This is a genomic window from Tengunoibacter tsumagoiensis, from assembly GCF_003967535.1.
GTDB classification, from domain to species: Bacteria; Chloroflexota; Ktedonobacteria; order Ktedonobacterales; family Ktedonobacteraceae; genus Tengunoibacter; species Tengunoibacter tsumagoiensis.
In genome coordinates this window covers 1,771,477-1,796,834 of record NZ_BIFR01000001.1, presented here as the reverse complement: position 1 = coordinate 1,796,834, position 25,358 = coordinate 1,771,477, and the positions used below count along the sequence as shown (strand labels likewise).

General features: G+C 49.3%; 19 protein-coding genes. 10 read left to right on the top strand and 9 right to left on the bottom strand.

Annotation, left to right across the window (positions count from 1 at the left end; translation table 11 throughout):
* Positions 1–32 precede the first annotated feature (32 nt).
* Positions 33–1,370, bottom strand: coding sequence for an MFS transporter (locus EL628_RS06950; protein ID WP_245994018.1), 1,338 nt, complete (start codon positions 1,368–1,370; stop codon positions 33–35).
* A 391-nt stretch (positions 1,371–1,761) separates the two neighbouring features.
* Here EL628_RS06950 and EL628_RS06945 point away from each other — a divergent pair, with 391 nt between their 5' ends.
* From EL628_RS06945 to EL628_RS06930, 4 genes are all read left to right on the top strand, one after another.
* The gene (locus EL628_RS06945) at positions 1,762–3,387 is read left to right on the top strand and encodes a hypothetical protein (protein WP_126579240.1); all 1,626 of its coding nucleotides are present in this window, start codon (positions 1,762–1,764) and stop codon (positions 3,385–3,387) included.
* A gap of 265 nt (positions 3,388–3,652) precedes the next feature.
* Positions 3,653–4,054 (top strand): GntR family transcriptional regulator, encoded by a 402-nt coding sequence (locus EL628_RS06940; RefSeq protein ID WP_126579239.1) that lies wholly within the window; start codon positions 3,653–3,655, stop codon positions 4,052–4,054.
* Between the two features lie 4 nt (positions 4,055–4,058).
* The gene (locus EL628_RS06935; protein ID WP_161975320.1) at positions 4,059–5,147 is read left to right on the top strand and encodes a DUF1648 domain-containing protein; all 1,089 of its coding nucleotides are present in this window, start codon (positions 4,059–4,061) and stop codon (positions 5,145–5,147) included.
* A 296-nt stretch (positions 5,148–5,443) separates the two neighbouring features.
* A complete protein-coding gene (locus EL628_RS06930; RefSeq protein WP_126579237.1) occupies positions 5,444–5,851 on the top strand; it encodes a hypothetical protein in 408 nt (135 codons plus the stop codon).
* 899 nt (positions 5,852–6,750) lie between these two features.
* Here the strand turns inward: EL628_RS06930 and EL628_RS06925 are convergent.
* The 4 genes from EL628_RS06925 to glpK all read right to left on the bottom strand — a co-directional run bounded on the left by EL628_RS06925 (position 6,751) and on the right by glpK (position 12,970).
* A complete protein-coding gene (locus tag EL628_RS06925; protein WP_218028879.1) occupies positions 6,751–8,361 on the bottom strand; it encodes an alpha-amylase family protein in 1,611 nt (536 codons plus the stop codon).
* Positions 8,362–8,606: 245 nt separating this feature from the next.
* On the bottom strand, positions 8,607–10,286 hold the full coding sequence (locus tag EL628_RS06920) for a glycerol-3-phosphate dehydrogenase/oxidase (protein WP_161975319.1): 1,680 nt from the start codon (positions 10,284–10,286) through the stop codon (positions 8,607–8,609).
* A gap of 99 nt (positions 10,287–10,385) precedes the next feature.
* Complete coding sequence (locus EL628_RS06915) at positions 10,386–11,315, bottom strand: MIP/aquaporin family protein (RefSeq protein WP_126579235.1); 930 nt, start codon at positions 11,313–11,315, stop codon at positions 10,386–10,388.
* 146 nt (positions 11,316–11,461) lie between these two features.
* Entirely contained in the window at positions 11,462–12,970 is a 1,509-nt protein-coding gene (glpK, locus tag EL628_RS06910) for a glycerol kinase GlpK (protein ID WP_126579234.1), read from the bottom strand.
* Between the two features lie 570 nt (positions 12,971–13,540).
* Between glpK and EL628_RS06905 the strand changes: the two genes are divergently transcribed.
* The 5 genes from EL628_RS06905 (at position 13,541) to EL628_RS06885 (ending at position 20,778) form a co-directional block, all read left to right on the top strand.
* On the top strand, positions 13,541–16,372 hold the full coding sequence (locus EL628_RS06905; protein WP_161975318.1) for a serine/threonine-protein kinase: 2,832 nt from the start codon (positions 13,541–13,543) through the stop codon (positions 16,370–16,372).
* A gap of 273 nt (positions 16,373–16,645) precedes the next feature.
* Positions 16,646–17,014 carry a response regulator gene (locus tag EL628_RS06900; protein ID WP_161975317.1) on the top strand — a complete coding sequence of 123 codons (369 nt, stop codon included), beginning with the start codon at positions 16,646–16,648 and terminating at the stop codon, positions 17,012–17,014.
* 344 nt (positions 17,015–17,358) lie between these two features.
* Positions 17,359–18,033, top strand: coding sequence for an RNA polymerase sigma factor (locus tag EL628_RS06895; protein WP_126579231.1), 675 nt, complete (start codon positions 17,359–17,361; stop codon positions 18,031–18,033).
* Positions 18,030–19,433, top strand: a complete 1,404-nt coding sequence (locus EL628_RS06890) for a WD40 repeat domain-containing protein (protein WP_126579230.1) — start codon at positions 18,030–18,032, stop codon at positions 19,431–19,433. The genes EL628_RS06895 and EL628_RS06890 overlap by 4 nt, the downstream gene beginning before the upstream one ends.
* Before the next feature lie 19 nt (positions 19,434–19,452).
* A complete protein-coding gene (locus tag EL628_RS06885) occupies positions 19,453–20,778 on the top strand; it encodes an ABC transporter substrate-binding protein (RefSeq protein WP_161975316.1) in 1,326 nt (441 codons plus the stop codon).
* 501 nt (positions 20,779–21,279) lie between these two features.
* Here EL628_RS06885 and EL628_RS06880 read toward each other — a convergent pair.
* Positions 21,280–22,104, bottom strand: coding sequence for a mechanosensitive ion channel family protein (locus EL628_RS06880; RefSeq protein WP_161975315.1), 825 nt, complete (start codon positions 22,102–22,104; stop codon positions 21,280–21,282).
* A gap of 325 nt (positions 22,105–22,429) precedes the next feature.
* On the opposite strand from EL628_RS06880, the gene chrA reads away from it, so the two are divergent.
* Positions 22,430–23,668 (top strand): chromate efflux transporter, encoded by a 1,239-nt coding sequence (gene chrA, locus EL628_RS06875; RefSeq protein ID WP_245994016.1) that lies wholly within the window; start codon positions 22,430–22,432, stop codon positions 23,666–23,668.
* A 135-nt stretch (positions 23,669–23,803) separates the two neighbouring features.
* Here the strand turns inward: chrA and EL628_RS06870 are convergent, their stop codons facing one another.
* The 3 genes from EL628_RS06870 to EL628_RS06860 form a co-directional block, all read right to left on the bottom strand.
* Positions 23,804–24,316, bottom strand: coding sequence for a hypothetical protein (locus EL628_RS06870; protein WP_126579226.1), 513 nt, complete (start codon positions 24,314–24,316; stop codon positions 23,804–23,806).
* Entirely contained in the window at positions 24,294–24,560 is a 267-nt protein-coding gene (locus EL628_RS06865) for a hypothetical protein (protein WP_126579225.1), read from the bottom strand. Before EL628_RS06865 ends, EL628_RS06870 begins: the two co-directional genes overlap by 23 nt.
* Positions 24,561–24,720: 160 nt before the next feature.
* A complete protein-coding gene (locus EL628_RS06860; protein WP_126579224.1) occupies positions 24,721–25,320 on the bottom strand; it encodes a hypothetical protein in 600 nt (199 codons plus the stop codon).
* Positions 25,321–25,358 lie beyond the last annotated feature (38 nt).

The window sequence follows — 25,358 nt, the reverse complement described above, 5'->3', positions numbered from 1 at the left end:
CAAAAATGATGTATAAGCGTCGGCTGGATGGTTCATTCTACCGGCGCTATAGCCTCTGGTTTCTCTTGACGTAACGTGCCCAGGCGGCGCATCTCTGGCCAGAGCAATGCGACAGCAAGGACAACGATGATCGTACCAATTCCTCCACCAACCACTGAAAACATCGGACCTAAGAGCTGAGCTGTCAGACCCGATTCAAAGCCACCCAGTTCATTGGAGGCTCCAATAAAGAGTGAATTGACAGCTGAGACGCGGCCACGCATCTCATCTGGTGTTCTCATGAGCAATAAGGTTCCACGAATGACTACGCTGATGTTATCCAGACCACCAAGACAGAACAGCATCGCGATTGAGAGCCAGAACCATTGCGAGAAACCAAAGATAATGGTTGCAATGCCAAAACCTGCCACCGACAGCAACAAAGTACGTCCAGCATGCTTAAATGGTGGTCGATGCGCCAGTAACAAAGCCACGCAGACCGCTCCTACCGAAGGCGCAGCTCGTAGCAACCCCAGCCCGGTCGGCCCCACATGCAGAATATCTTTAGCATAGATTGGCAACAATGTAGTCGCCCCACCTAGCAGAACGGCAAACATATCCAGTGTAATGGCCGCAAGAATCACCCGGGTCTTGCGCAAAAAGCTTAGACCTTCGACGATTGACTGCCAGGTCGTCCCCTCGCTCTTCGGCACTACCTTATGTTGATATCTCATCTGCAAGAGGCTGATCAAAATCAGAAAGAATAAGGCCGCTATTGTGTCTATAATATAGACCAGACCCGCACTATGAAAAAGAGCGATAATAATTCCACCTAGACCAGGACCCATCACTGAGGCCAATTGCCAGGAACTACTACTCCAGGTAGATGCATTCTCAAATGCCTCTTCTGGAATGATCTGTGATGTCAACGCTGAGCTAGCTGGACCATCAAAGGCATTTGCAACTCCCATTAAGAAGAGACAACCATACATTAAAAAGATCGAACCATGACCATATGCGAGCAAGGCCAGGCCCAGAATAGCAAGAACTGATAGTAATTGACCACATTGAATAATTCGTTTACGATTATATCGATCAGCTACATGACCAGCAGGGAGCGAAAAGAGAAATACTGGAATAACTAAGACAAGGCCAATGCCTCCTAGCACAAGAGCTGACCCCGTACGCTCGTAGAGGTCCCACCCCAATGCTACCTCCAACATCCTTGTACCTATCGAAGAGATAAAGTTTCCACTAATTAACAGACGAAAATCACGAAAACGTAATGCAAAATAGGGGTCATGAGTGGCTACTACCGGCTCCGTCACAGGAGGTGATACCGCCGAAGCACTGACCTCAGTCTCCAGCGTATCTTTGTCGAAAAGACTCACGTTGTTTACCTCGTTGAACTATTTCTCCGCTCTTCTTCCTGTTCATTCCATCCACAGCAGAGGAAGAAGATCTCCACTTCGGAGAACTGTTGACCTTACAAAACTATACCATATCAGCCAGAACTCTCCTATACAAAGATCTCATACAAAGATCTTGCATGCTTCCTAATGTCTACAAGAAAATACTCACAAATTTGAGAGAGCTCATAGATACACTCGACAATTTTCAAATAATGTATTAGTATGAGGTGGATATATACTGCTGCGATTACATTACCAGAACATACTATTTTTCAAATAGAGCAATCAGCAGAGAGGGGAATGTAAAAGTAGTGGTAGTAGACAGTTCAAACACGTTGTGCGCCTTCACTGGAATGTGGGAGTGAATTAGATGAATAAGTTTTCCTTTGGGCCTACTGACGAAGATGGCGGTAAACACGATCCCTGGCCACCACAAGCTCTCCAGCATCTATCGACCAATAAACAAAAAAATCTTCGTGAACGATGGTATGCCTTGACCACTCCTGCTATCTCATTACCCGATCCAGATCGCGCCCAACAAGAGCGCTTGCGCCAGAGCCGCCACACAAGCGTTGTGATTCTGCTGCTGGCCATTCTGACTATCGTGCTTGGAGCAAGCTGTGCCCTCTTACAACAATATTACCTGCTACCATTATTCAGCCTGCAATTGGCCAGCCTTTGTATCGGCCTGATCTTTAATCAGCGCGGCAACACAACAACGGCTGGTATTCTTGTGGTGACTGGAATTGAGTTACTCATTGCTGGAAGCCTCCTCTTGTCTGGAGATCTGACAGGCTCCGCATTGGGGATCTATGATCTTCTGATCTTAAGCGAGCTGGCTGCTCTTGTACTATTGCCGCTCTCCAGTATTTTCACTATCGCTGCGCTCAATAGTGCCTTTATTGCCGCAGATCTGACGCTACAACATTCGGCCGCCAATCTGACTATGATCCCACTTCTGTCACGGGTGGAGATTTATGCTCGCCCGATTCTGCTCCAGATCGTGGTGGCTTGCGTTGGCTATTTCTGGGTCCAGAGTCTGAAACGTGCCCGGGCTCGCGCCAGGCACGCGGAGGATGTTGCTTCGCTTCAACAGGAATTGGTAAAGCAGTACCATGTTATCAATGAAGAGAAACGGCAACTTGAAGGGGGTCTACAACAACTGGTAGATCTCTTTCATCGAGCAGTTACAAGTGATCTCTCGGTTCGAGCTCCACTCTCTTATAATGCTCAACTTCGCAGCCTTGCAGTCTCGTTTAATACGCTGTTAGTACGCTTTCAACAGGCACAACAGGCGGAGATAGAGTGGCAGAAAATGGGCCCACGCCTTCAACGAGCCAATCAATTGGAATATGCTTTGAGCGTTACGCATCACGAGGTGCTCCGTTTAACCTCCCTTGCTCGCAAAGCGAAAGCACAACAACAGCCATTCCTGATTGGCAAAAGTAATAGTCCGCTTCTTGATCCTCTCATTATTGAGCTCGTGGGTAATTATATCCAACCTCGCTCAACACAAGAGGCGTTGCCTCGCACCGATAAGGTTGAGAGCGTTCATCAAGCCACAAATCAACGTCTTGAAGAGATGGTCCAGCAGCTCCGTCAACCCACCAGTGGGCCTCTTTCATCTCCTGGCACCACTGGCCCTTTAACTGGGGGACAGCAGGCATATTCATCCAATCATGGCTATACCACATCTCAGCAGATACCAGCCTATCAGTATCCTGCTTCAGGAACGCGCATACCGACTCAGGGCTCCCCTTCCGCACATGGACAGCCTGGTCAGCCCACAAGCCATTCACATGCCCAGATCTCGGGACATGGGTATTCAACGGCACATCTGGCCGCTTATGGTCAACAGCCCGTTCAGTCACCTTATATAACAACGCCTCTTCCATATCCTGGCCGGTCCGAGGAACAGAGAGCACGATCCCATTCAACTATCTCTTCACCAGACTGGTTGACGATGCCACTACCCATACCAGAAAATCAGGACTGATCATTTCGCATACTCACCTCTCATAAGGGTGTTTCTGGACCAGATCCCCCTATTATCTCTGCACAGCAGCCTGCCTCTTTACGACGCACCAATAGCTGCCGGGCAAAGATAGTAGGGGAATCTACTGTGCTCAATCACAGATGACCTTTTCAAACAGAAACATTGCCCTGGTAGATGGTTGCTTTAGCAATATAACATATTGCAAATTAGCGATCTCTGTGTTATATTCAAAGTAGAACAAAGAGGCTGGAAGAAAGGATCATCAATGCTCTTACTGATCGAAATGGATAGCGCAAAACCGCTCTACCAACAGATTCGCGATCAGATTGTCCGAGGAATTGCCTCTGGTCAATTGCAGGCTGGAAGTAATTTACCTCCAATTCGACAATTGGCCGCCGATTTCGGCATTAATCTTCATACAGTGAATAAAGCCTATGAGCTCTTACAACAAGAGGGCTTGATCGAACTAAAACCAAAGATAGGGGCTGTGATTAAGATTCAGCCCACCCTGCCCGAAGCTTGGGACGACAATCTGAGCAACTTGCTGGCTGAGGCTGTTGCACACCAGATTCCGTCCGCAGACATCATGGAGCGATGCCGCACACTTCTCGCAGAGCTAGTTAAGCAACGTGCATACGGGACGCACGTCTTTGAGAAGGATGAGTAATACGATGGTTATCGAATATGTTCTACCTATTCTGTTGTTCTGTCTCATTCTCGTTCTGTTCTGGCTTATGCCATCCTGGATGCCTACCGATCTTCCTTTCGGTGTACGGGTTCCACCAGAACGAGAACAAGATCCAGCCATTTATGCCACACACAGCATGTATCGGCGCGGTCTCCTCATCAGCGCCGTGCTGCTTGCACTCTTGAGCACTTTAGTTGGAATCTTTACATCATTCTTCTGGATTGGCACTGGTAGCATTCTGGTGCTGGTAGCTTTATCGAGCTTCAATTATTATCGGGCTCATCGCCGTCTGGCACTGGTAAAAGCGCAGGAGAATTGGTATGCGGGCCTCCGTCAAGCAGTGGTAGCAGATACTGAGCCACATGTTCAGCGGCCATACTTCTGGCTCTGGCTACTCCCTTCTCTGGTGCTTTTATTGCTCATGTTTAGCATAGGCATAGCACGCTATCCTGAGCTACCCGCAACTATTCCAACGCATTTTAACGCTGCTGGAGAGGCTAATGCCTGGACACCGAAATGGCCCGGAGCCTTCTATCTTCCGCTCCTCGCAACGGTGTTAACAAGCTTTTTTGCCCTGGTTGCCTGGTTCATTCCAGGTTCGCGTCAGGCGCTTAATCCTATCAACCCTGTGGCCGATAAGGCTCGCCAACAGGATCAAGGCCAGCTCTGGAGCGCAGTTCTCCTCCTGACTGGTGGCTTTGTTAATGCTGGCCTCCTGATTGCTGCATTCATGACCTGGCAGTTGCTGCCCGCCAATACGCTGATAACCCTGCTGATATTCCTTATAACGCTCTGCCCTATCTTGCTCATTGCCATTGCGGCAACGGTTGCAGCACAGCGTACACGCAATCTGCCCCATGTCGCCAATAATGGCTATGTCTTGCGCGATGATGATCGCTATTGGCAGGCCGGGCTCTTCTATGTTAATCCAGATGACCCTTCACTTATGGTTCCCAAACGCTTTGGCATCGGCTGGACTCTCAACTTTGGACATCCACAGGCCAGACTACTGATCTTTCTCTTTGTTGTGTTTATGCTTGTGATCACTTTCCTGCCACTCATCCTTCGATAATTTCATACGGGGCATTATCAGATTAAATATAACAAATTGCAAATCTTTCACCACAGGAATATGCAGAGCTTTATGCTCTGCATCCCTTTCAGAGACTTCGACCTGTATCCGAGAGGAATGGGAGAGAGGCTCCAATTGACATCCCTCTTATCCCTATGGTAAGACTTCAGTGCATACGCAACGAAAAGCTTCGCTTATCTTGCGGCTGAACTGCCGGCGTTCAGTAAACAAGCTAGAGCATTCTAAAGATGTGGTCTTGTCGAGCTTGCTATTCAGGTAGCAAGAAAGGAACGCTTATGCGCCACCATTTCTATCTCAAAGTACTGGGTCTTGCTCTCTGGTGTGCCCTCACTGTTGTGACTGTGACTACGACTGCTCATGCCAGTGCAACCACACATAGCTCATCAGCGACAACGCACTCTCTCGCAATCCAACAGACGCATTCAATTGCCAACAACGAGGATGAGGAGAAATATCGGGAAGGCTATCGGGATGGGTACCGGGAAGGCTACCACGATGGATGGGAATATTGTCATATGAAGAAGGGCGAAGAGGGCCATAAGCATAAGCACTTTAAAGAAAGCAAGTACGAACGTGGCTATGGCGATGGCTACGATAAAGGCTTCCGCAGAAGCTATCATGAGTGCAAAGAACATGAACACGATCATGACCATGATCACGAGCATCAACACTCTCATAGTTAATGCCCGGGCCAGCATGTGGGGAATCCTGACTCTGTATCAGGATCCCCATCACGCAAAGACCCCTCCTATACAGTAGAGAAGGTTGCTTGTCTTCTTCCTAAATTTCCCGTTCCGCCATGCCAGCCCCTCCATAACATCCTTCCCCATTGTCCATTGTCCACTCGAGCTATGGAGGCGCTCACACAGCGGAGGGGGAACACAGGAAAGAGACAAGCTACTTTCCCTACTTGACAGCTTTTTACGTGTGAAATAGAGCAAGATACAACAATACAAGTAGGGAAGGTCGCTTGTCTCCTTCCTAAATTTCCCGTTCCGCCATGCCAGCCCCTCCATAACATCCTTTCCCATTGTCCATTGTCCACTCGAGCTATGGAGGAGCTCACAGAGCGGAGGGGGAACAGTGGAAAGAGACAAGCGACTTTCCCTACTTGAAAGCTTTTTACGCGCGAAATAGAGTAAGATACAACAATACAAGTAGGGAAGGTCGCTTGTCTCCTTCCAAATCGTGCAGCTCCACCATGCCAGCCCCCCCATAACATCCTTCCCCATTTCCAGTTTCCCGTTGAGCTATGGAGGGGCTCACACAGCGAAGGGGGAACAGTGGAAAGAGACAAGCAACTTTCCCTACTTAACAGCTTTTTACGTGTGAAATAGAGTAAGATACAACAATACAAGTAGGGAAGGTCGCTTGTCTCCTTCCAAATCGTGCAGCTCCACCATGCCAGCCCCCCCATAACATCCTTCCCCATTTCCAGTTTCCCGTTGAGCTATGGAGGGGCTCACAGAGCGGATCCCGAACACAGGAAAGAAACAAGCGACTTTCCCTACTTGGAAGTGCATGATGTGTATTTTCTTACATCAGTGAGTGTGAGAGAGGGCACACACGTTGATCAGAGCAGCTATTCAAAGGGATATTGAACACCTTCCGGTGCGTACCATTTGTACTGTACGTGCTCCCCATCAATGCTCCAATAGGCAGGTGTAGTGTTCTCTTGCCAGTCCAGAGGCTCGATCGGAGGCCGCTGCTGAGAGGCGATCAGAAAAGCATTGCGCAAAGCCTTCTCTTGCATTGGACCGATAGCATCCGGGGCTGCTGAGACAAATAATGGTGTCCCACTTCGCGCCAGAAGATCGAGCCACTGCTCATTCAAGGACCAGGGAACCTGTTGTGTCAGCCCAACACAGTCGGCATCGACGGCAAAAAAGGTTCCTTGCTGCGGCATACGGAAGGCCAGCGTGTTGATGCCCATCTTACGCGTCCGCTCCCAATCACGTCCACTGGTATCATCGCCTGTACGTTGAATAGCAAAGATGCCTGCGGCCAGATGTCCAACCGTATTACAACCAATCACCAGAGCATCACCTGCCGCCCGAGCAATGGTTCGATAAAACTCCAGGATAATTTCGGCGGTGGTCTTACTTGTATCAGCAAAGGACCACCCTGGCACAGTGAGCCGCGTTTTCATTTCAAAGCCCCACCGACCAAAAATATCGTAGGTACTAAAATCATGTTTGATCAGTTCATACCCCCAATCGACCAGACCCTGGATATCCTGTCTCACCTGCTCAAGAACCGCTGGTTGACTGGGATCAAGCATGACTCCAGGGGTGGTATAGGCATAACGACCTGCCTCTGGGAGATACCAGGACTCTGGTAGTTTCTCCGAGGTCAGCAACGGTCGCATCCAGATACCTGGCCGCGTCCCCAGGTCCTTCATCTCTTGCGCTAAACGGCCCATATCAGGGAAGTGAGCATTCCCAAAGCGCCAGGGGCCACCATTAAACTGACCGAAATTACTTATCTGCCAGCCATCATCAATGACCATAAAGGGGCGATTCTCGCTCTCAGGGGCCAGTGCTGCAATCAATTTAGAGTCATCCAGAATCTCTTGATGAGAACTGTTTCCGTATGCATAATACCAATTGTTCCCGCCATAGACTGGCTGTTTGGGCACAATGGGATTCGGGCAGAGCAGGCGACAAAAAGCCTGTGCCACCTGAAAAGCTCTCTCGCCCTGCTCTCCTGCGTGGGTAACAATCTGTGCCGCCAATAGCTCGCGCCCACCTAGCCGTACTCCGTTTCCACCATTCCGAACGTCGATCCACAGACTAATCCCCTGCGCATCGATCTGCCAGAAACAAAAAGCATTCGCTCCCGTTTTGACACCATATCCGTATGTATGATCATCCCTGGAGGCTAAAAAGTACCAGGGCATAATACGCTCATCAGCCATTGAACGCCAGCTCATATCTCCATAACCACGCTCCCAATGATCACCTAAATAGGTAAAGCCAGATGGGATCGCCATCTGCCAGCGTAGTCCGATTCTCTTAATGGCTTTATCTGGTGCCTGGAGATAGATATGCCGCTCATTCCCCTGCGGCACGATTCTCACCTCCAGACCACTGGCCTGCCAACTCTCATTGGGCGCTTGAGTAAGAGCAGACCAGCCATCCTCTCTCTGGACGTTGACAAGATCAGGGGCGCGCAAAATATCGAAATAGCTCATGTTTCGTTTTACCTCTTCGTTGTTCGATAAAATAGGGCTTCTTTGCTTTTAGCGAAAAAACTTCTTTCTAATCACAACGATGGACAGGCAAAATATTCACTGCTATGAATAGATCGTGTTGAAGCTATCATAGCGAGCCAACACCCACGACCGTTATCAAGAGAGCCAGCACAAAACAATCAAGACTCCATCAGCAGGGATGAAGTCTTGATTATTGGCAACCACCAACGATGAAGTCACAAAAACTAATGACGTTCGGCCAGTTCCTGACCATGAACGACGGCAAGATAGCTCTGCGCCTGAGCATTCTGCTCTGATGGCGACCAACCATGTTCTTTCGCCATCAAAGCCACAACGTCATCAACAAATGTCGTCCCTTGATGCCAATCTTCCAGAATAATCGAAGTGCGACGAGCCATAAAGTCGTAGGGAGTCATCGCCATCTCATACTGGCAGGCATAGGGGACCTCTGCCCGGATATAGGGCAGATCATCCACAAATGGCTGAGCAAGCGATGGATCTTGCTCGATCAGCTTGAGGATAACAGCGGCTTCTGTACCATAGCTATGACCCAGATGCTTGATGATGGATGGTTTAAGACCAGCCTGGGCACCACGACGATTGATATCATGCTGAAGACGATTCCAGCCTGCGCTCCCCTGCAAAGGCAGGTTAAGAGTAGGATGCACAGGTTTGGCACCATCGCGCTGACTAATCACATCAATCGCATCCTGCGCCATACGGCGATACGTGGTGAGCTTCCCACCTGTCACAGTCACCAGACCAGAAGACCCCTGTAAGACGACATGAGTGCGAGAAAGCTTGGCCGTCGAACCACCACCCTTGCCAAGCTTGACCAATGGGCGATAGCCTGCATAAGCACTGATGATATTCTTCTCCGTAAGGTTGACAGAGAGATAACGATTCAAGTACTTCAGCAAATAGGCAATATCTTCTGCCGAGGTGGTCGGATGATCAAGATCGCCAGTGCCGGTATCTGTAGTTCCAAAGACTACGCGCGACTCCCAGGGCACAATAAACAGAATACGCTTATCATCAGTCTCGGGTAGAACGACCGCCGAGTCTCCAATTGCGAGATCTTCACGCGAAAAGACCAGATGCACCCCTTTACTGGGCTCAATCTTGACCATTGCCTCCTCGCCCGTCAACTCTTCCACTTTGTCGGAATAGACTCCCGTGGCGTTAATGATATGACGAGCATAAACAGCATACGTCTGACCAGTCAGGGCATCGCGAACATGAGCACCGCGAGCAAGAGGCCCTTCCATGATAAATGAGGTAACCTCTGCATAATTGGCAATGGTCGCCCCATACTGTGCTGCCGTACGCAGAATAGCCATTGTCAAACGAGCATCATGCGTCTGTGCATCGTAATAGGTGAAACCTTCTTTGAGCCCTTGTGTCAATAACATCGGAGCAAGTCGCTCTACATCCGCAACCTTCAGGCGGCGATGGCGACCAATAGCACGCTTACCAGCCATAAGATCATACATCCAGAGCCCTATATCAAGCATAAACCCCAGACCAACTCCACCTGGAGTCGTAAAAGGCATGCCAACGGGATGCCGATCCCCTTCATAGAACGGAAGCACAAACTCCAATGGCTCAACCAGGAAGTTAGCATTCTGGACCAGGAGCCCACGCTCCACCAGAGCTTCATGGACCAGCGAGAAATCAAAGTTCGGAAGGTAACGAATGCCGCCATGAACGAGCTTGGTGGATTTGCTACTTGTTCCACTCGCAAAGTCTGCCTTCTCAACCAGGGCTACTTTGTAGCCGCGCACTACTGCATCCAGCGCCACTCCAGCCCCTGTAATTCCACCACCAATAACAAGAACGTCGTAACGCTTGCTCTCTAACTCTGAGAGATTACGTACACGCACCACAGATGATAGTGTTTCCATAGCAGCATCTATGAATGTGCGGATAGCTCTTCCCTCTTTCATTGAAAGAGAGCTCGTCCGCACATTCATCCTTTCTCATTGAATGCTTAGTAAGCCCAACTATTCCATAGATTCCCTTACAGATCTTCTACGTGTATCAGACGATCCAGGTTCTCGAACAGATTCACCGTGGGTAATGGTATCCCCAGACTGCGTTGCTCTACGAGCATCCAGGACTTTTCCAATAGTGTAGTCATAGATGAAGCCACCCGCTACTCCTCCTAAGAGAGGCGCAACAATCGGCACCCAGGTATAGGATGTGAGGCTTGCTCCACCAGTGACCAGTGCAATCCACAGGCGTGGGCCAAAATCACGAGCAGGATTGATCGCATACCCGGTATTCAAACCAAACGAGAGGCCAATGGCCGCAATTAAAAAGCCAATAATCAAGGGATTAAGGTTGGCCTGCACCGGCTGGTTTCGACCATCGGTAATGGCAAAGATCAGACCAACTAATAAAGCGGTTGCGATAAATTCTGTACAGAAGGCTCCAAAGAGACCAACAAAGGGTCTGGGGGCCGTATAAAAAACACCACCTACAGACTGGGCAATATTTGGCAGAGGCTCTCCTCGTACAGCCTTAGTAATAATATAGTGCTGAATCGCTCCCTGGTACACTGCGTAAAGGATAGCTGCCGCCACAAACGCTCCCAGTAACTGCGCTCCCATATAGGGCAGAATCTTATTGGTAGGCAATTTTCCACGTGCAGCCAGAGCCAGCGTTACCGCAGGATTAAGATGCGCTCCACTGACGGCTCCCGCCACATAAATGCCCAGCATGACGGCAAATCCCCACCCAAAAATGATGACGGTCCATATATTCGCAAAGGGCGTAGAAGCTCCACCAGTCCCCGTAGTGGTAAACAAAACAAATGTGGCTACACACCCATCACCAAACAGGATCAGAATGAGGGTTCCCATAAACTCGGCCAGGGCTTCACCTAACGTACCTGATAATGCAGGGGAGGCGGACCTCGTTGTGTTTTCCACGAGCTACACTCCTTTTCAAGTAAACACATCCGAACAAGATGACGTATCGTTGACTTTATTTATGATTGAGTGTAAAAGGACGATGCTACAAAAAGGTGAGAGAAGGAAGGAGCCAGCGCAAGAAAAAGCTGGCTCCTCAGCCGAGTTCAGGACTCCTGTACCCAATCCAATGAACGTTCTACAGCTCGCTTCCAGCCAGCATACAGGCTCTCACGTTCATCTTCGCTAATCTTTGGTTCAAAGGTGCGATCCAAAGCCCAGTAACTGGAGATCTCTTTCTCACTCTTCCAGAAGTTAACGGCAAGGCCAGCAAGATAGGCTGCACCCAGGGCGGTCGTCTCGGCAATCTTTGGTCGCTGTACAGGAATACCCAACACATCGGCCTGGAATTGCATTAAGAGATTATTGACCGATGCGCCGCCGTCCACGCGTAAGGTTGTCGCTTCAACTTTACTATCATTCGCCATCGCTGTCGCAACATCTCTGGTCTGGTAGCACATGGCTTCCAGGGTCGCTCGAGCGATATGGCCCATGGTGGTGCCACGGGTAATGCCCAGAATGGCACCGCGAGCTCGTGGATTCCAATGGGGTGCACCCAGCCCCACAAAAGCTGGTACCATATAGATGCCTCCGTTGTCTGGCACCGATAAAGCCAGCGACTCGACCTCAATGCTACTCGTTATTGCCTGAAGACCATCGCGCAACCACTGTACAGCCGCTCCTGTGACAAAGATACTTCCTTCCAGTGCATAGGTGATCTCTGGTTTCTTAGGATCGCCAAGGCCCCAGGCTATTGTGGTTAGAAGACCATGCTCCGATTGGATGCCCTTCTCTCCTGTATTCATCAAGAGAAAGCTTCCAGTTCCATAGGTATTCTTGGCCATACCAGTCTCATAGCAGGCCTGCCCAAAGGTCGCGGCCTGCTGATCACCTGCAACACCAGCAATCGGTAGAGCAGCTCCAAAAAACTCAGGATCGCTCTCGCCGAAGATTGAGCTCGATGGCATAACGGTCGGCAGCATTGAGCGGGGGATATTCAATTCCTTCAGGATGACATCATCCCAATCTTTAGTATAGATGTTGAAGAGTAAGGTACGAGAGGCATTTGAATAATCTGTCACATGTGAACGACCTTTGGTGAGTCGCCAGATCAAAAAGGTGTCAACGGTCCCAAAGAGGAGCTCGCCACGTTCGGCCTTCTCCCGCGCCCCTTTGACGTTATCGAGAATCCACTTGACTTTGGTGCCTGAAAAATACGCATCTGTTACCAATCCTGTGCGCTCACGGATCTCTTTATCAAAACCTTTGGCAGTCAGGGCATCACAGATTGGCACCGTCAGGCGGCTCTGCCAGACAATAGCATTAAAAATGGGCTTTCCGGTGGTCTTGTCCCAGACGATGGCCGTCTCACGCTGGTTGGTAATGCCAATGGCAGCAATATCATAAGCCTTTGCCTCCACCATGCTGACCGCACGTTGAGCGACACTCAGTTGAGTGGACCAGATAGCTTCGGGATCATGCTCGACCAGACCAGGGGCAGGATAGATCTGCGGGAATTCCTTTTGGGCAACACTGACAATTTTTCCATCATGATCAAATAAGATTGCACGCGAACTGGTCGTTCCTTGATCTAGACTGAGAACATACCTTGCCATGGCCAACCTTCTTTCTATCAGGCACCCTGCTCTGGTGCACGCTACAACTGCTCTGTTCTCCTGGCAATAGGCGGGGCCAACCTTCTCCCTACACTCCTATTTTAACGTGTATGGTCCATTCTCTTCTGATGACTCATTTGATGGGTTTTGAGGACATAGTTGCTGCCAAAAGGCATAGTCAGATCATACTCAGAAATGTTGGACGTTGTCAAGAAATGCTTTCAGTATTACTGAACTTTTCATTGATTTTTAGTTGAGGGCCATCGCCTGCACCACTTCAATGCCCCTGGATAAAGCGCAGGCTGCCAAAAAGCTACACGATTGGCTCTCCTTTGTGGGAAGAGGGGGTGGGAGCGGAAAGTGCTCCCCTCTTGCCCCATTCCCCTTATTCCCTATATAATGAACTCCAATGGGAATGAACGCCAAAAACCGCACCGGGCTGAAATAAAAATGTGATGGTACTGCAAAGCGTTGATCCTGAAGACGCAAGCAACTGACGAGGAGCCCCCGCGCATGTATGCCGGGGAGTCTCCATCACTAAAACTGTTCCAGGTAGAAGAGAGGGAGCATTTGGAGAATACCGATCCTCTAATCGGGCAGCGCATCGACAATTATCGCATTATCGCGCCAATCGCTGCCGGTGCTGCTGGTATTGTCTATCGCGCCCAGCACCATTATTTACACGAACGAGTTGTGGCCATTAAGCTCCTTCATCTCTTTCTTTCAACACCCGATGAGCATGAGCAGTTCTTGCGTGAGGCTCAGATGCTTGAAAAGCTCAAGCATCCCCATATCCTCCCACTGCTAGACTTTGGCTTCTTTAAAACGCAGCCCTATCTTATTACGCCTTACGCCGTTGGTGGGTCACTTCGTCAACGGCTGAAGCAACAACACCTTCCTGCCTGGCAGTGGTGCTTGAAACTGCTCACTCAGGTGAGTGAAGCACTCCACTATGTTCATCAACAACAGATTATTCACCGCGATCTCAAACCAGAGAATATTCTCCTGTCTGAGAGCAGTGAGGCTCTGCTGGCTGATTTCGGGATTGCGTCGATGCTATCGACAAAGAGTATCAAGTTCACTCAGATTAGTGGGACACCCACGTATATGGCCCCCGAACAGTTTCGGGGCAAGATCAGTATCCAGAGCGATCAGTATGCGCTGGCCTGCATTGCCTATGAACTGCTCACTGGACGCCCACCTTTTGAGAGCGATAATTTTATTTCGATGGGCTTCCTCCATACATCCGAACAGCCTGTTCCGCCCAGTCAGTTGAATCCTGAGGTTCCTTCCTCCGTTGAGCAGGCGCTTCTAAAAGCATTAGCGAAAGATCGCAATGATCGCTTTGAGGATGTGCTGCTCTTTCTTGAGGCACTCCAGACTGATGCGTTTGTTGAAACGACCGTCAAGAATAATCATACCGATCCTCCAAAGGCTACCTCCCACGCAACTGCTCAAAGCGAACAGCAAGCAACCGATACGTCAACTGTCCGTCATGAGGAGTTTTTGACGCAGGCGATCGTCTCTACGGAGTCTTTGCAAGAATGGCTGAATCAAGCGACTCTCTGGCTGACTGAGGATGACTATTCGGCTGCTCTGGAGGCTTATGAACATGCACTTCAGCAAGATCCTACCAATGCCGAAGCTCTGGATGGAAAGGCTCAGACGCTCTATCTTCTCGGACGTTTTCCTGAAGCTCTTGAATCCTGCCAACTCCATGCCTATTATCATCCCAATAGTGCGCTGGCTCATTATAGCCTTGGAATCCTCCTTTTTCGCCAGGGCCGCTATCAAGAGGCGCAACAAGCTCTGGAGCGAAGCATTCAATTAGATTCTCAGGATGAGGATACCTATCTCTGGCAGGGTCAGACGCTGCATGCGCTGAAACGCTATGAAGAGGCCGTCTGGGCCTTTAAGCAATCTATTCAGCTCGATCCTACCAATGCCGCCGCCTTACTCGGGCTGGGCTTTAGTCTTCTGCAATTGGATCGTCTGGAGGAAGCCCTGGCGATCTTTAACGATGCGCTCAAGATTGAAAGCTCCCACAGTGATGCCTTACTCACAAAGGCTCAGATCTTGCAACGTCTCCAGCGCGGGGCCGAAGCCCTTGCTATCTACGATCAACTCTTAGAGATCGAGCCTGATCATGAAGGGGCTCTCCTTGGAAAAGCTAATCTGCTCGCTAATCAGCAGGACTATGCTCAGGCGCTGGAGCTCTACAATCAGGTCTTGGAGAAGAATGATCAACAATGGGAGGCTCTTCGAGGCAAAGGTTGTATCCTCTACATGCTCCAACGTCCAGAGGAATCTGTGACCTATCTCTCCCAGGGTTTAACCGTCAATAGAAGCGATCATGGTGCTCTTACCGTCAAAGGGCTGGCTCTCCACCAGTTGCAACGCTATCAGGAGGCCAGTGATGCTTTTCAATCCGCTCTGGCGCTTAACCCTCATGATGAAAAAGCTCAACAAGGTCTGAATAAGGCAAAAGCCGCCTTAAAAGCTCAGCAGCAACAGACCAAACGTCGACAGAATCGGATTACCGAGCTGCGCCGCAAAGGACAGGAACAGGAGTTGCTTGGCCGCTCGCGTGAGGCGCTCAAATTTTATGAGCAGGCACTCAAACAAGATCCTCAGAATGTCCTTCTGCTCATCGATCAGGGGAATGCTCTCTACAGCCTGAAACGCTATCGCGAAGCCCTGGAATGTTATGACAAGGCTCTAACCCTTGAGCCGGAAGCTCATCGCGCCTATTATGAAAAAGCGATCGTCTGTGAAGAGCTTGGTCGTTCAGATGAGGCTTTAACTGCTTACGAACACGCTATCAGATACAATCCCAAGGATACCCTCTATCTGGTCCGGCAAGGTCTGCTCTTGAATAAACTGCAACGTTTTCAGGAAGCTCTCCCTATCTTTGTCAGGGCTCTGCAGATTAAACCTGATTTTTCTTATGCCCTTCAGGGGAAGGCTGAGGCACAGCTCAGCTTAAAACGGTATCGCGAGGCTTTATCTACTTATGATCAGATTCTACGGCATGATGGACAGAATGTGGCCGCCCACAATGGGCGCGGCGATGCTCTCTTCTTCCTGCAACGCTATGTAGAGGCATTACATTCACATGAACGCGCCGCTCATCTCGATGCCAGGAATATGGCCGCCTGGTACGGCATGGGGATCAATCTCTATCAACTGGAGCGTTACACAGAAGCACTGGCCGCCTACAATCAAGCCCTCAGTCTCTATCCGTATAACGCCGTTGTTCTTACAAGCAAGGGTCGGACTTTTGCTGCAATGGGCCGTTACCAGGAGGCCATCGCACTTTATGATCAGGCCCTGACGTTCGAACCCGATAATCAACATCTGCTGCACCTCAAACAGGAGGCCAACCAACAAAACCAGCCCTGAAGAGCTCTAGTAACTTTAGATACTAACCTCTTTATCTGGATAGCTCTGACACACAAGATTATGTCATGACCAGCAGCGCTTGAAAAAGTACCTGACAGCAAACGTTCAAAGTCAATCGAACATCTTCTGAGCTTCCATGGAATTTTTGACCACCAGGACTCTTTACCTCTACTATAAGAATAGCAGATGGACTTTTGGAGTCAATGCGTGACAGAAACTACCGAACCATTTATACTCTCTATACGATTTGATTATTTATTAAGGAGGGATACCATGGGCAAGCTTATTCTCGTGGTGGATGACGATCCTGATATTCGCGAGATACTCCAGAGCCTGTTAGAAGATGAAGATTATCTTGTTGAAGTGGCATCGGATGGAGAGGCCGCCTTACAAAAAATGGAGTCTGGACTTCGACCTCATCTCATCTTGCTCGATCTGCTTATGCCTCGTATGGATGGTATGACATTCGTGCAGGAAATTCAAAATCGCAATCTGCGCCACTCCCTTCCAATTATTTTGCTGAGTGCTCATGCTCGCTCCAAAGAACATCTGGGAAAGATTCATCTGGATGGCTTTATGAATAAACCATTTGACATCAATGCACTTTTAGCTCTTATAAGCACTCTCATTAACCGATCTTGATTCACGATCAGACCACAAAATAGAGAAGTAGACCCTCCCCATCCTGGATGCCTCTACTTGTTATGCATACAATCTCTCTCTACCCCTCAAATTCGCCCCAAAATCCCAGTAATCGCACCCTCCTTTAACGTTTTCTCAGTAGCAACATGTTCTTTGCCTGTATAGATAATCCCTGGCTACTGAAAGTCTGACTCTTATTACGTGTTCTGCAATCTTTCCAGGTTCTCCCCGACCTGGATTACAATGCAGCATACCGTCAACTTTTGGTTAACAAGAGAGAGATCTTTATCTGGGGGGATGCATTAACTGGCAAGAGAAAACTTTGGCCGAAGGGAGTAGGGATCTTGGATTCAGATGATTTCTCTAAGGGCAATATGGATGAGAAAAATCTCTCACCACACTTTCAGGATTTATTGCTCAACGATATTCATATGAAAGAGATCACTGATTTCTATGAAGAATATCACCAACGTGCATATATTGTGGCGCTTGCAAAATGCCATGATAAAGAACTTGCAAAAGATGCTATGCAGGAAGCTTTTACCTATTTCGTGAGGCATTGGTCTAAATATGGTCAGATGGATAAATCCACGCGTGTTAGCCATTTTTTTCGCTGCGTTAGAAGCCGGCTTATTGATATGGTACGCAAAAAGGATTTCAAGTGCTCTTCATTGCAAGAGTGCAATGAATATGATGATGCCTTAATCCAGCTAGATGGCATTGAAGAGCTGTATGATGATACGTCCATCGATCAGGAAAGACCAGTACCACCCAGAGATATGGTGAAAAAGGGCATGTTCAACCCATATATTGAAGAGGCATTAGCCAGACTCGCTCCAAAGGAATTTGAATGCCTTCTCTATGCAGTTCAGGGGTTCTCCACTGAGGAGATTGGAGAACTCTTGCAGTTAAAAAAAAATAGCGTCAGCAGTTATATCTCTGAAGCTAAACGAAAATTAAAAAAGTTTTACCAGCCTCCTAAAAAGGCTTCTCAGCCGAGGAAAGGACCTCAACCATGAAATTTTCATCTTCTTGTGAAGATTGGAGCGAGAAGTTGGCATTTCGGATGGAAGATCTTTCTCCTGAAGAGCTTGCTGGTCTTCAGGTTCATATCACTACTTGCCTGGCCTGCCGAGAACAATTTGAAGAATATCAGGATATGGAACAAGACCTACGGGAGTACGCTCAAACGCTACAGGCTCCCGATATTCTAGATATACTATTGGCTACACGTTACGAACAGATCCAATATGAACAACGCCGCCGAACAGGGGTCTCAAGGCTATTAAGACCCCTGTATCAACGATGGCAGCCGCACAGATCAGCAACGCGCGATCGCCCTTCCAGTCTGTGGGAACAAAAAAAGGTGATCTGGGCTACAATGGGGATTGCATGTCTCTTGCTGACGATTAGTATCCCTTTTGTGACAACGTACTATACAAGAAAATTTGATAATGCCTGGGCTCATCCTATGGCAAATAAACAGTTTTCCCTGAAATTACCATTGATCCATCATGGCTGGGCTCATGCTATCGCCTGGTCACCTGATAACAATTATATCGCTTCCCTCTGGGACGATGATAAACTACTGGTGCTCGATGCCCACAATGGTAATACCGTTATGGAGGAGCCTTCAGGCTGGGGCTCTGCTCTGGCCTGGTCTCCTGACGGCACAAAGATTGCGGCCATTGGTAGCAACGATCTGGTACAGATCTGGGATTTTTCCCATCGGCTCAATACGGCTCTACTCTCTTATAAACAGCACTCACTCCCTGTCAATGCTGTTAGCTGGTCACCCGATGGCACAAAGATCGCTTCTGCTAGCGATGATGGCACCGTCCATATCTGGAATGCACAGACGGGCGCTGATATCGCGGTCTATCAAGAACATGCGTCACGGGTTCGCTCAGTTGCCTGGTCCCATGATGGAAAATATCTTGCATCTGGTGATGAATTGGGCAAAGTATTTGTATGGGATGCAACGACGATCAAGACACTGGTCGTTTATACTGGCCATCGAGGGGCGATTACTACCGTTCTCTGGTCCCCAGCCTCAGCGGGCAGAGCGGCTGATACGTCAATTGCTTCCGCAAGCTATGATGGTACTGTACAGATCTGGAACTCCTTGACGGGCCAACTCATGCAGCCAATTTATACCAGTCATAAAACGGCACAGGACCCCAACGGGCCCATCTTCTCTATCTCCTGGTCGCCTGATGGAACAAAGATGGCTTCTGCCAATTACGATGGGACGGTTCGCGTCTGGATGATCCAGAATGATAAAGATCTCTCGATCTATCCTGATATTGCGGATATCGCCCGAAATCGTTCGAACTGGGTCTTCGCCATTGATTGGTCCCATAATGACAATCGCATTGTTTCGGCTGGGGCTGAGAACATTTTTATCTTCCAGCCTTAAGTACCAGGAGTTTAAGAGGATGGAGATTGCTAAACGAGATGCACTCACTGAGTTGGTAACATTAGTGAGAAAAGGGCGGCTCTCACGCCGTTCTTTTCTCGTCCGCACAGCTCTGCTTGGTCTCTCAACGACGACTGCTACATCGTTGCTAGCCAGTTGTGGAGATAGCCCTACCGCCCCTATATATCTCGTCTGGCAGAGCGAATATGATATCTCCGGGGTGTATCAGCGAATTGTAGACGACTTTAATGACTCTCAAACGGCCATCCATGTGATCTTTCAACTCGGACCTGGTGGCTCCAGCGACCAAACAGCAATTGAGCGTAATATGCTGCGCTCACATAGCACTGCGGTGGATATCTTCTCAATTGATGTGACAACGCCGCCGGAATTTGCTCAACAGAAGTGGTTGGTGCCAATTACCGAAGCACAATGGCCTCTTTCCGAGCGTCAAAAGTATCTTTCATCGCCATTAGAGGCCTGTATGTATCAGGAAAAGCTCTGGGCGGTACCCTTTAGAATGGACGTTGGGCTTATCTACTATCGTACTGATATTATCAACACGCCTCCTAATTCCTGGGAAGAGCTTACTGCTCAGGCCAGAGAACATATGGATGCTCAGCATAAAGGCTACGTCTGGGAGGCTGCTCAGTACGAGGGTCTGGTCTGTAATTTCGATGAGGTTCTCCATGGCTTCGGTGGGTCGGTCTTAGATCCCGAGCATGATCAGATTGTTACAGTCAATAGCCCTGAAGCTGAGGCAGCCTTAAATCTCATGGTAAGCTGGATTGGGACGATCTCTCCATCCGATATCTCCACCTATACAGAAGAGGTAGCACGCAAAACCTGGGAGATGGGAGAGGCAATCTTTATGCGCAACTGGCCCTACGCCTATCCCAGTACACAAAAAACTGACTATGCCCACAAATTTGCGATTCATCCCATGCTCTATGGTGGCTCCAATCGCACTGGTCATTCCTGTATCGGCGGCTGGCAGCTTGCAATCAATGCCGCAATTAGCAGAGCACAGCAGGAGGCAGCCTGGCAGTTTATCCACTATATGATTAGTGAACCAGTGCAAAAGCTGGCCGCTCTCCAGGCAGGCTGGATTGTGACGCATCAGGATGTCTATCGGGATAAAGAACTGTTGACAAAATATCCTTATTTTAAAGAGTTAACTCCTATTCTCAAAACGGCATTGCCACGCCCCAGGACACCTAAGTATGATGCGCTATCTACTGCTCTTCGTATCCACATACGTCAAGCCCTTACAACAGATCGCAAACCAGTCCCTCAGGTATTGAAAGAACTGGCCAGCGATCTGACGACGATCCTTACTTCCTGATGGGCGCTGGAACAAAGGAACGGCAAACGCTTGTCCGATCCGATAACTACACCATCCATCATGACGTCATTTGCATTTTTACCAGGGCGCGTTGTTGGCCCTCTCTCCTTCGGAAGTGACAGAGCATAAGTGGCAACTTTTTTCGGCCATCATAAATGATGGGCCCTCCTCTCTCAGGCAATAAATTGCATCTTATACGCGATTTATCACCTGAGGATGTAGGAGGTCACAGAGCATAAGTGGCGACTTTTTTCGGCCATCATGAATGATGGGCCCTCCTCTCTCAGGCAATAAATTGCATCTTATACGCGATTTATCGCATAAATAATGTAGGGCCCATCATTCATGATGGCTATCGTGACCCACTACACCCTGTTCCACCCTTCTCACCTCTACGGCTTGCTCCCTTCTTGACGCGCCCATCATGAATGATGGCCGCCGTGACCCACTCCACCTTATTCTACCCTTCTACGGCTTGCTCCCTTCTTGATGCACACGTCTTCATGATGGCCGATCCTGCTGCATGTCGTTGGAGAATGGGGGCGGTGTCTGCTGCATCTGATACTGGTTCGTCATATGGCCTGAACGGGGATAGCCGCTCTCTTGATTTGTCTGAAGCGGTGTAGTATAGCTCTCAGAGCTACCACCACTCAACGCTGCCTCTGAACGGTCCAGATAGCGTTTAGCTGAATCGCGTCCTCCCAGGCCAAAGGCCAGTCCAAAGGCCAATGCAGCCCCACCTAAAATGGCTGTGAAGAGTGTCTGGATCATTGCTGGAGCAATCTGTAGCTGGTAGAGGGCCAGGAGGGCGATAAAACCAAGGATGACGTAGCGTGTAATGTTGGCAAAAAGGTTGGGGTTTCCAAATCGACCACTCGCTGCTGCTCCTCTTACAATGTCTGCTGCCAGTTTAGCCAGTAGCCCTCCCACAAAGAGGATGATGATGGCTATAAACAGGTTAGGAATATAGCTAATCACCTTGTCCAAAAGCGAGCTGACGCTGGTCAGGCCCAATGCATCAACTGCTGGCACAAGAAAAACCAGGAAGACAAACCAGTAGACGATCTTGCCTAACAGATCCGGTGCATCCATCCGCAATCCCATCTGTTGCTCAAAACGCGTCAATCCTATTCTGCTAGAGATCCGATCAAAACCAACTTTACGCAGTAAGAATGTAACGGCTTTCGCTAGAGCACTCGCGACAAGCCAGCCAATGAGTAAGATGACGAGGAAGCCTAATAATTTCGGCACAAATGCAAACAGCAGGGCCAGGGCCGCTGCAAAAGAGGAGACAATGGCGCTCCCCCAATCAGTAACGGTACTCATAAGCGAACTCCTTTCCCAACACCACAAAACCAGACTGTACAATGAAAACAAGGTAACACTTTCTTCACTACTAAAAAGAGCAAAGAGACTCAATCTGTAACTTTTTTGTGTTTGCTTCTGTCTTATACATGATCTTATATACAGATGACTCATGCAGTTAAAAACTCTTTTATTCAGGTCAATGCAGTCCGGTTAGCACCAAAAACGGGCTCCTCTTATCCCTATAAGTGAGCATGCATACTTGTCTTGTCCAGGTCAATCTGGTACGTTCTGAATAAGATTTGTTGTTGGCTCAGGCTTGTAAACGATGGAGGAGATACCTTTTGTGAATGATAGCCGCTCAACCTTAGAAGCTTCTCTTCACTTGAACGAACATCCCCAGGGTTCGTTTCTGGAGGTCCTGGGGACGTTTACCAGGCTAGGCCTGACCTCCTTTGGCGGACCTGTCGCCCATTTAGGCTACTTCCGACAGGAAATTGTCGTCAGGCGTAAATGGTTGGATGAGGCTTCATATGCTGATCTCCTGGGTCTGTGCCAATTTCTGCCCGGTCCTTCCAGCAGTCAGATGGGGATCGCCCTGGGTATGACGCGAGCTGGAGTCTGGGGAGGCCTGGCTGCATGGCTGGGCTTTACGCTCCCGTCGGCTCTGCTATTAACTCTCTTTGCCTATGCCTCAACTTTTCTCACTGGTGCAACTCAATCTGGCTGGCTGCATGGTCTGCTGGTGGCTGCTGTGGCCGTGGTAGCACAGGCTGTCTGGGGCATGGCAACGAGCCTGTGTCCCGATCGACCTCGAGTTACCATAGCGATTCTCTCGGCTGCATGCATTCTCCTCTGGCCATCGGCTCTGATTCAGGTTGTTGTGATAGTAGTTGCCGGTCTGCTCGGTTGGCGGCTCTTTCAGGGAGCACATGCAACAAATCCAATACGACTTCCTCTTATGCTCTCACGTCGGTTAGCTCTCTGCTGCTTAGGGCTCCTATTTGGACTCTTAATTGGGCTTCCTCTCCTTCGGCACTTTACACATTCGCAAGCTCTGGATCTTTTTGATACGTTCTTTCGCACAGGCTCTCTGGTCTTTGGTGGTGGTCATGTGGTCTTGCCTCTTCTACAACGAGAAGTGGTACCGTCAGGATGGGTGAGCAATGAACAATTTATTACTGGCTATGCCGCAGCTCAGGCCATTCCAGGGCCCTTATTTACGTTTTCTGCATACCTGGGGGCCGTGAGCAAGCCCGCTCCCAATGGCTGGGCTGGAGCACTGATCGCTCTTATCGCGATCTTCTTGCCTTCATTTCTGATGGTTATGGGGATTCTCCCATTCTGGAATCATTTGCGCGAGATTGAGGGTTTTCAAGCTGCTCTCCGTGGCATCAATGCTGCGGTGGTGGGTATTTTATTGGCGGCTCTCTATCAGCCAATCTGGACAAGCGCGATCCACGCTCCCATTGATGTGGCTCTGGCACTTGTTTTCTTTGGGCTTCTGGTCTTCTGGAAGGTCCCATCATGGGTGGTGGTGATCGTGGCTGCTATCGCTGGAGCAGGTACAAGTTTTCTTGTGTAAAAAGAAAACAAAACGAGGTTGGAAGCGTGGGTACGACGCTCCAACCTCGTTTTGTTAACAGAGGGTAGGGGTAGGTAGGGACAAAAGGGTCGCAGTAGGTTTTCTGTTCGCAACACTCTTTTGAACACTGGATGGCTAGCGGCTCATAGCCTCTTCACGGATCGATTGTCCGCTCACGAGCAAGATATAGCCGGTGGCCAGAATCGATGAGATGTCTATGCCAAAGGCGCGAATCTTGAGCCGGGTACGAGAGAGGGCACAACGGATTGGCCGCAGCTCTTGATCCCAGGTTCCTTCAATTTCGGCCTGCTCCAGACGCTCACGACCGCGAGCCGTATTGGCTTCGCTGATCTTGCCATCACCGTAGAAGCTTCCATAAAGGACTTCATACGGGCAGTAATAAGGAAACATCTCCAGCAGTGGCATTAAGACGCTCATCTCTGTATTGGTGAATTGCTCTTGACGCACCAGGCGCGGCATCCCATTCTCACAGGAGAGATAGGAGAGCGTCCCAAACGTGGTATTCAGAACCAGCGTATGGCCTGCGGGTAAGGAATCCTGCAATGAGAAATGAAGGATCTTTTCATTGGCCAGGCTCGGATATTCCGCCACCTGTTTGGGCTTGTTACGCAAGTAAACTTTCTGCATTGTAGTATCCCTTCCTGCTAGTCTGTGGATGGATTAATTTTAAACGCATCTTTGCTGGGACTCGACCCACGCTACCACTCATCGCTACCTGAGGGTGATGGTTCGAAGTCACTGCTGGAGTCAGCTCTGTCTCCAGAGAGGTGCTTGCAACTTTTTTTGTTAAGATAAAACGTAATGAGACCATTAGTTTTGCTGGTGCTTGTGCTACTCTTTTCACGGGAATGCGCATCGTATAGATTGCCATCAATAAAACCTCCTTGTGCAACAAGGGTAACTTCCTTGCTCAGTACCTGCTTAATGACTTTCTGATCTAACGCAATCCTGCACGGCACTCTTTCTTGTCGGTCGAGGTCTTGCGCCCCGCGATCCCTGCGGAGCACAAGACCTCGACCGACAAGATGTGGCTAGGCATTCATGACAAGATAAGAGAAAACAACGGGCGTCACATGACCAGCTTCAGCAACGGTCATCAGATACCCAAACCCAATTCCACCGAGAATCCCTAAGGCCAATAGAGCTATCAGGAACCAGAGCAAGCGACTTTGTCTACGTTCATGTTCCTTCTGCTCACGCAACTGCGCCGACAGATCTCCGCTCCTTCGCCTGGCCGTCGTATTTTTCGTGAGCTCCACCCGATGTTTAAGCGAACCAGAAGCCAGTTTCATTGATGGAATCAGCTCGTGCTGTGTATATGCCAGAGGCTCAGTGTCACGCTGAGTGGCTCGCGAGCAGGCTTCCAATGAAGAGAAGACATTAAAGCCCTGACGACGTGCCCACTGTCGAAGGCGCTCGTTGCTGCTAATCACCAGATTGAGCGTATTCTGTTGCTGAGCGCTGATGCGACGAAGTTCTAGAAGATCGCCTGGGCGCCGAATGGTATCCTGCTCTGGCAAGATCATGACGACTGGTTTTCTCTGTCGAGCCAGCCAGCGTACAATATCGCCTTTCTCATCGCCAGGTTCCACCAGAACGGCGGCTCGGGTCTGATTTACTTCATATTGCATTTTGCACCTACTTCTGTTCTGAACCTGGTTGACTCTTG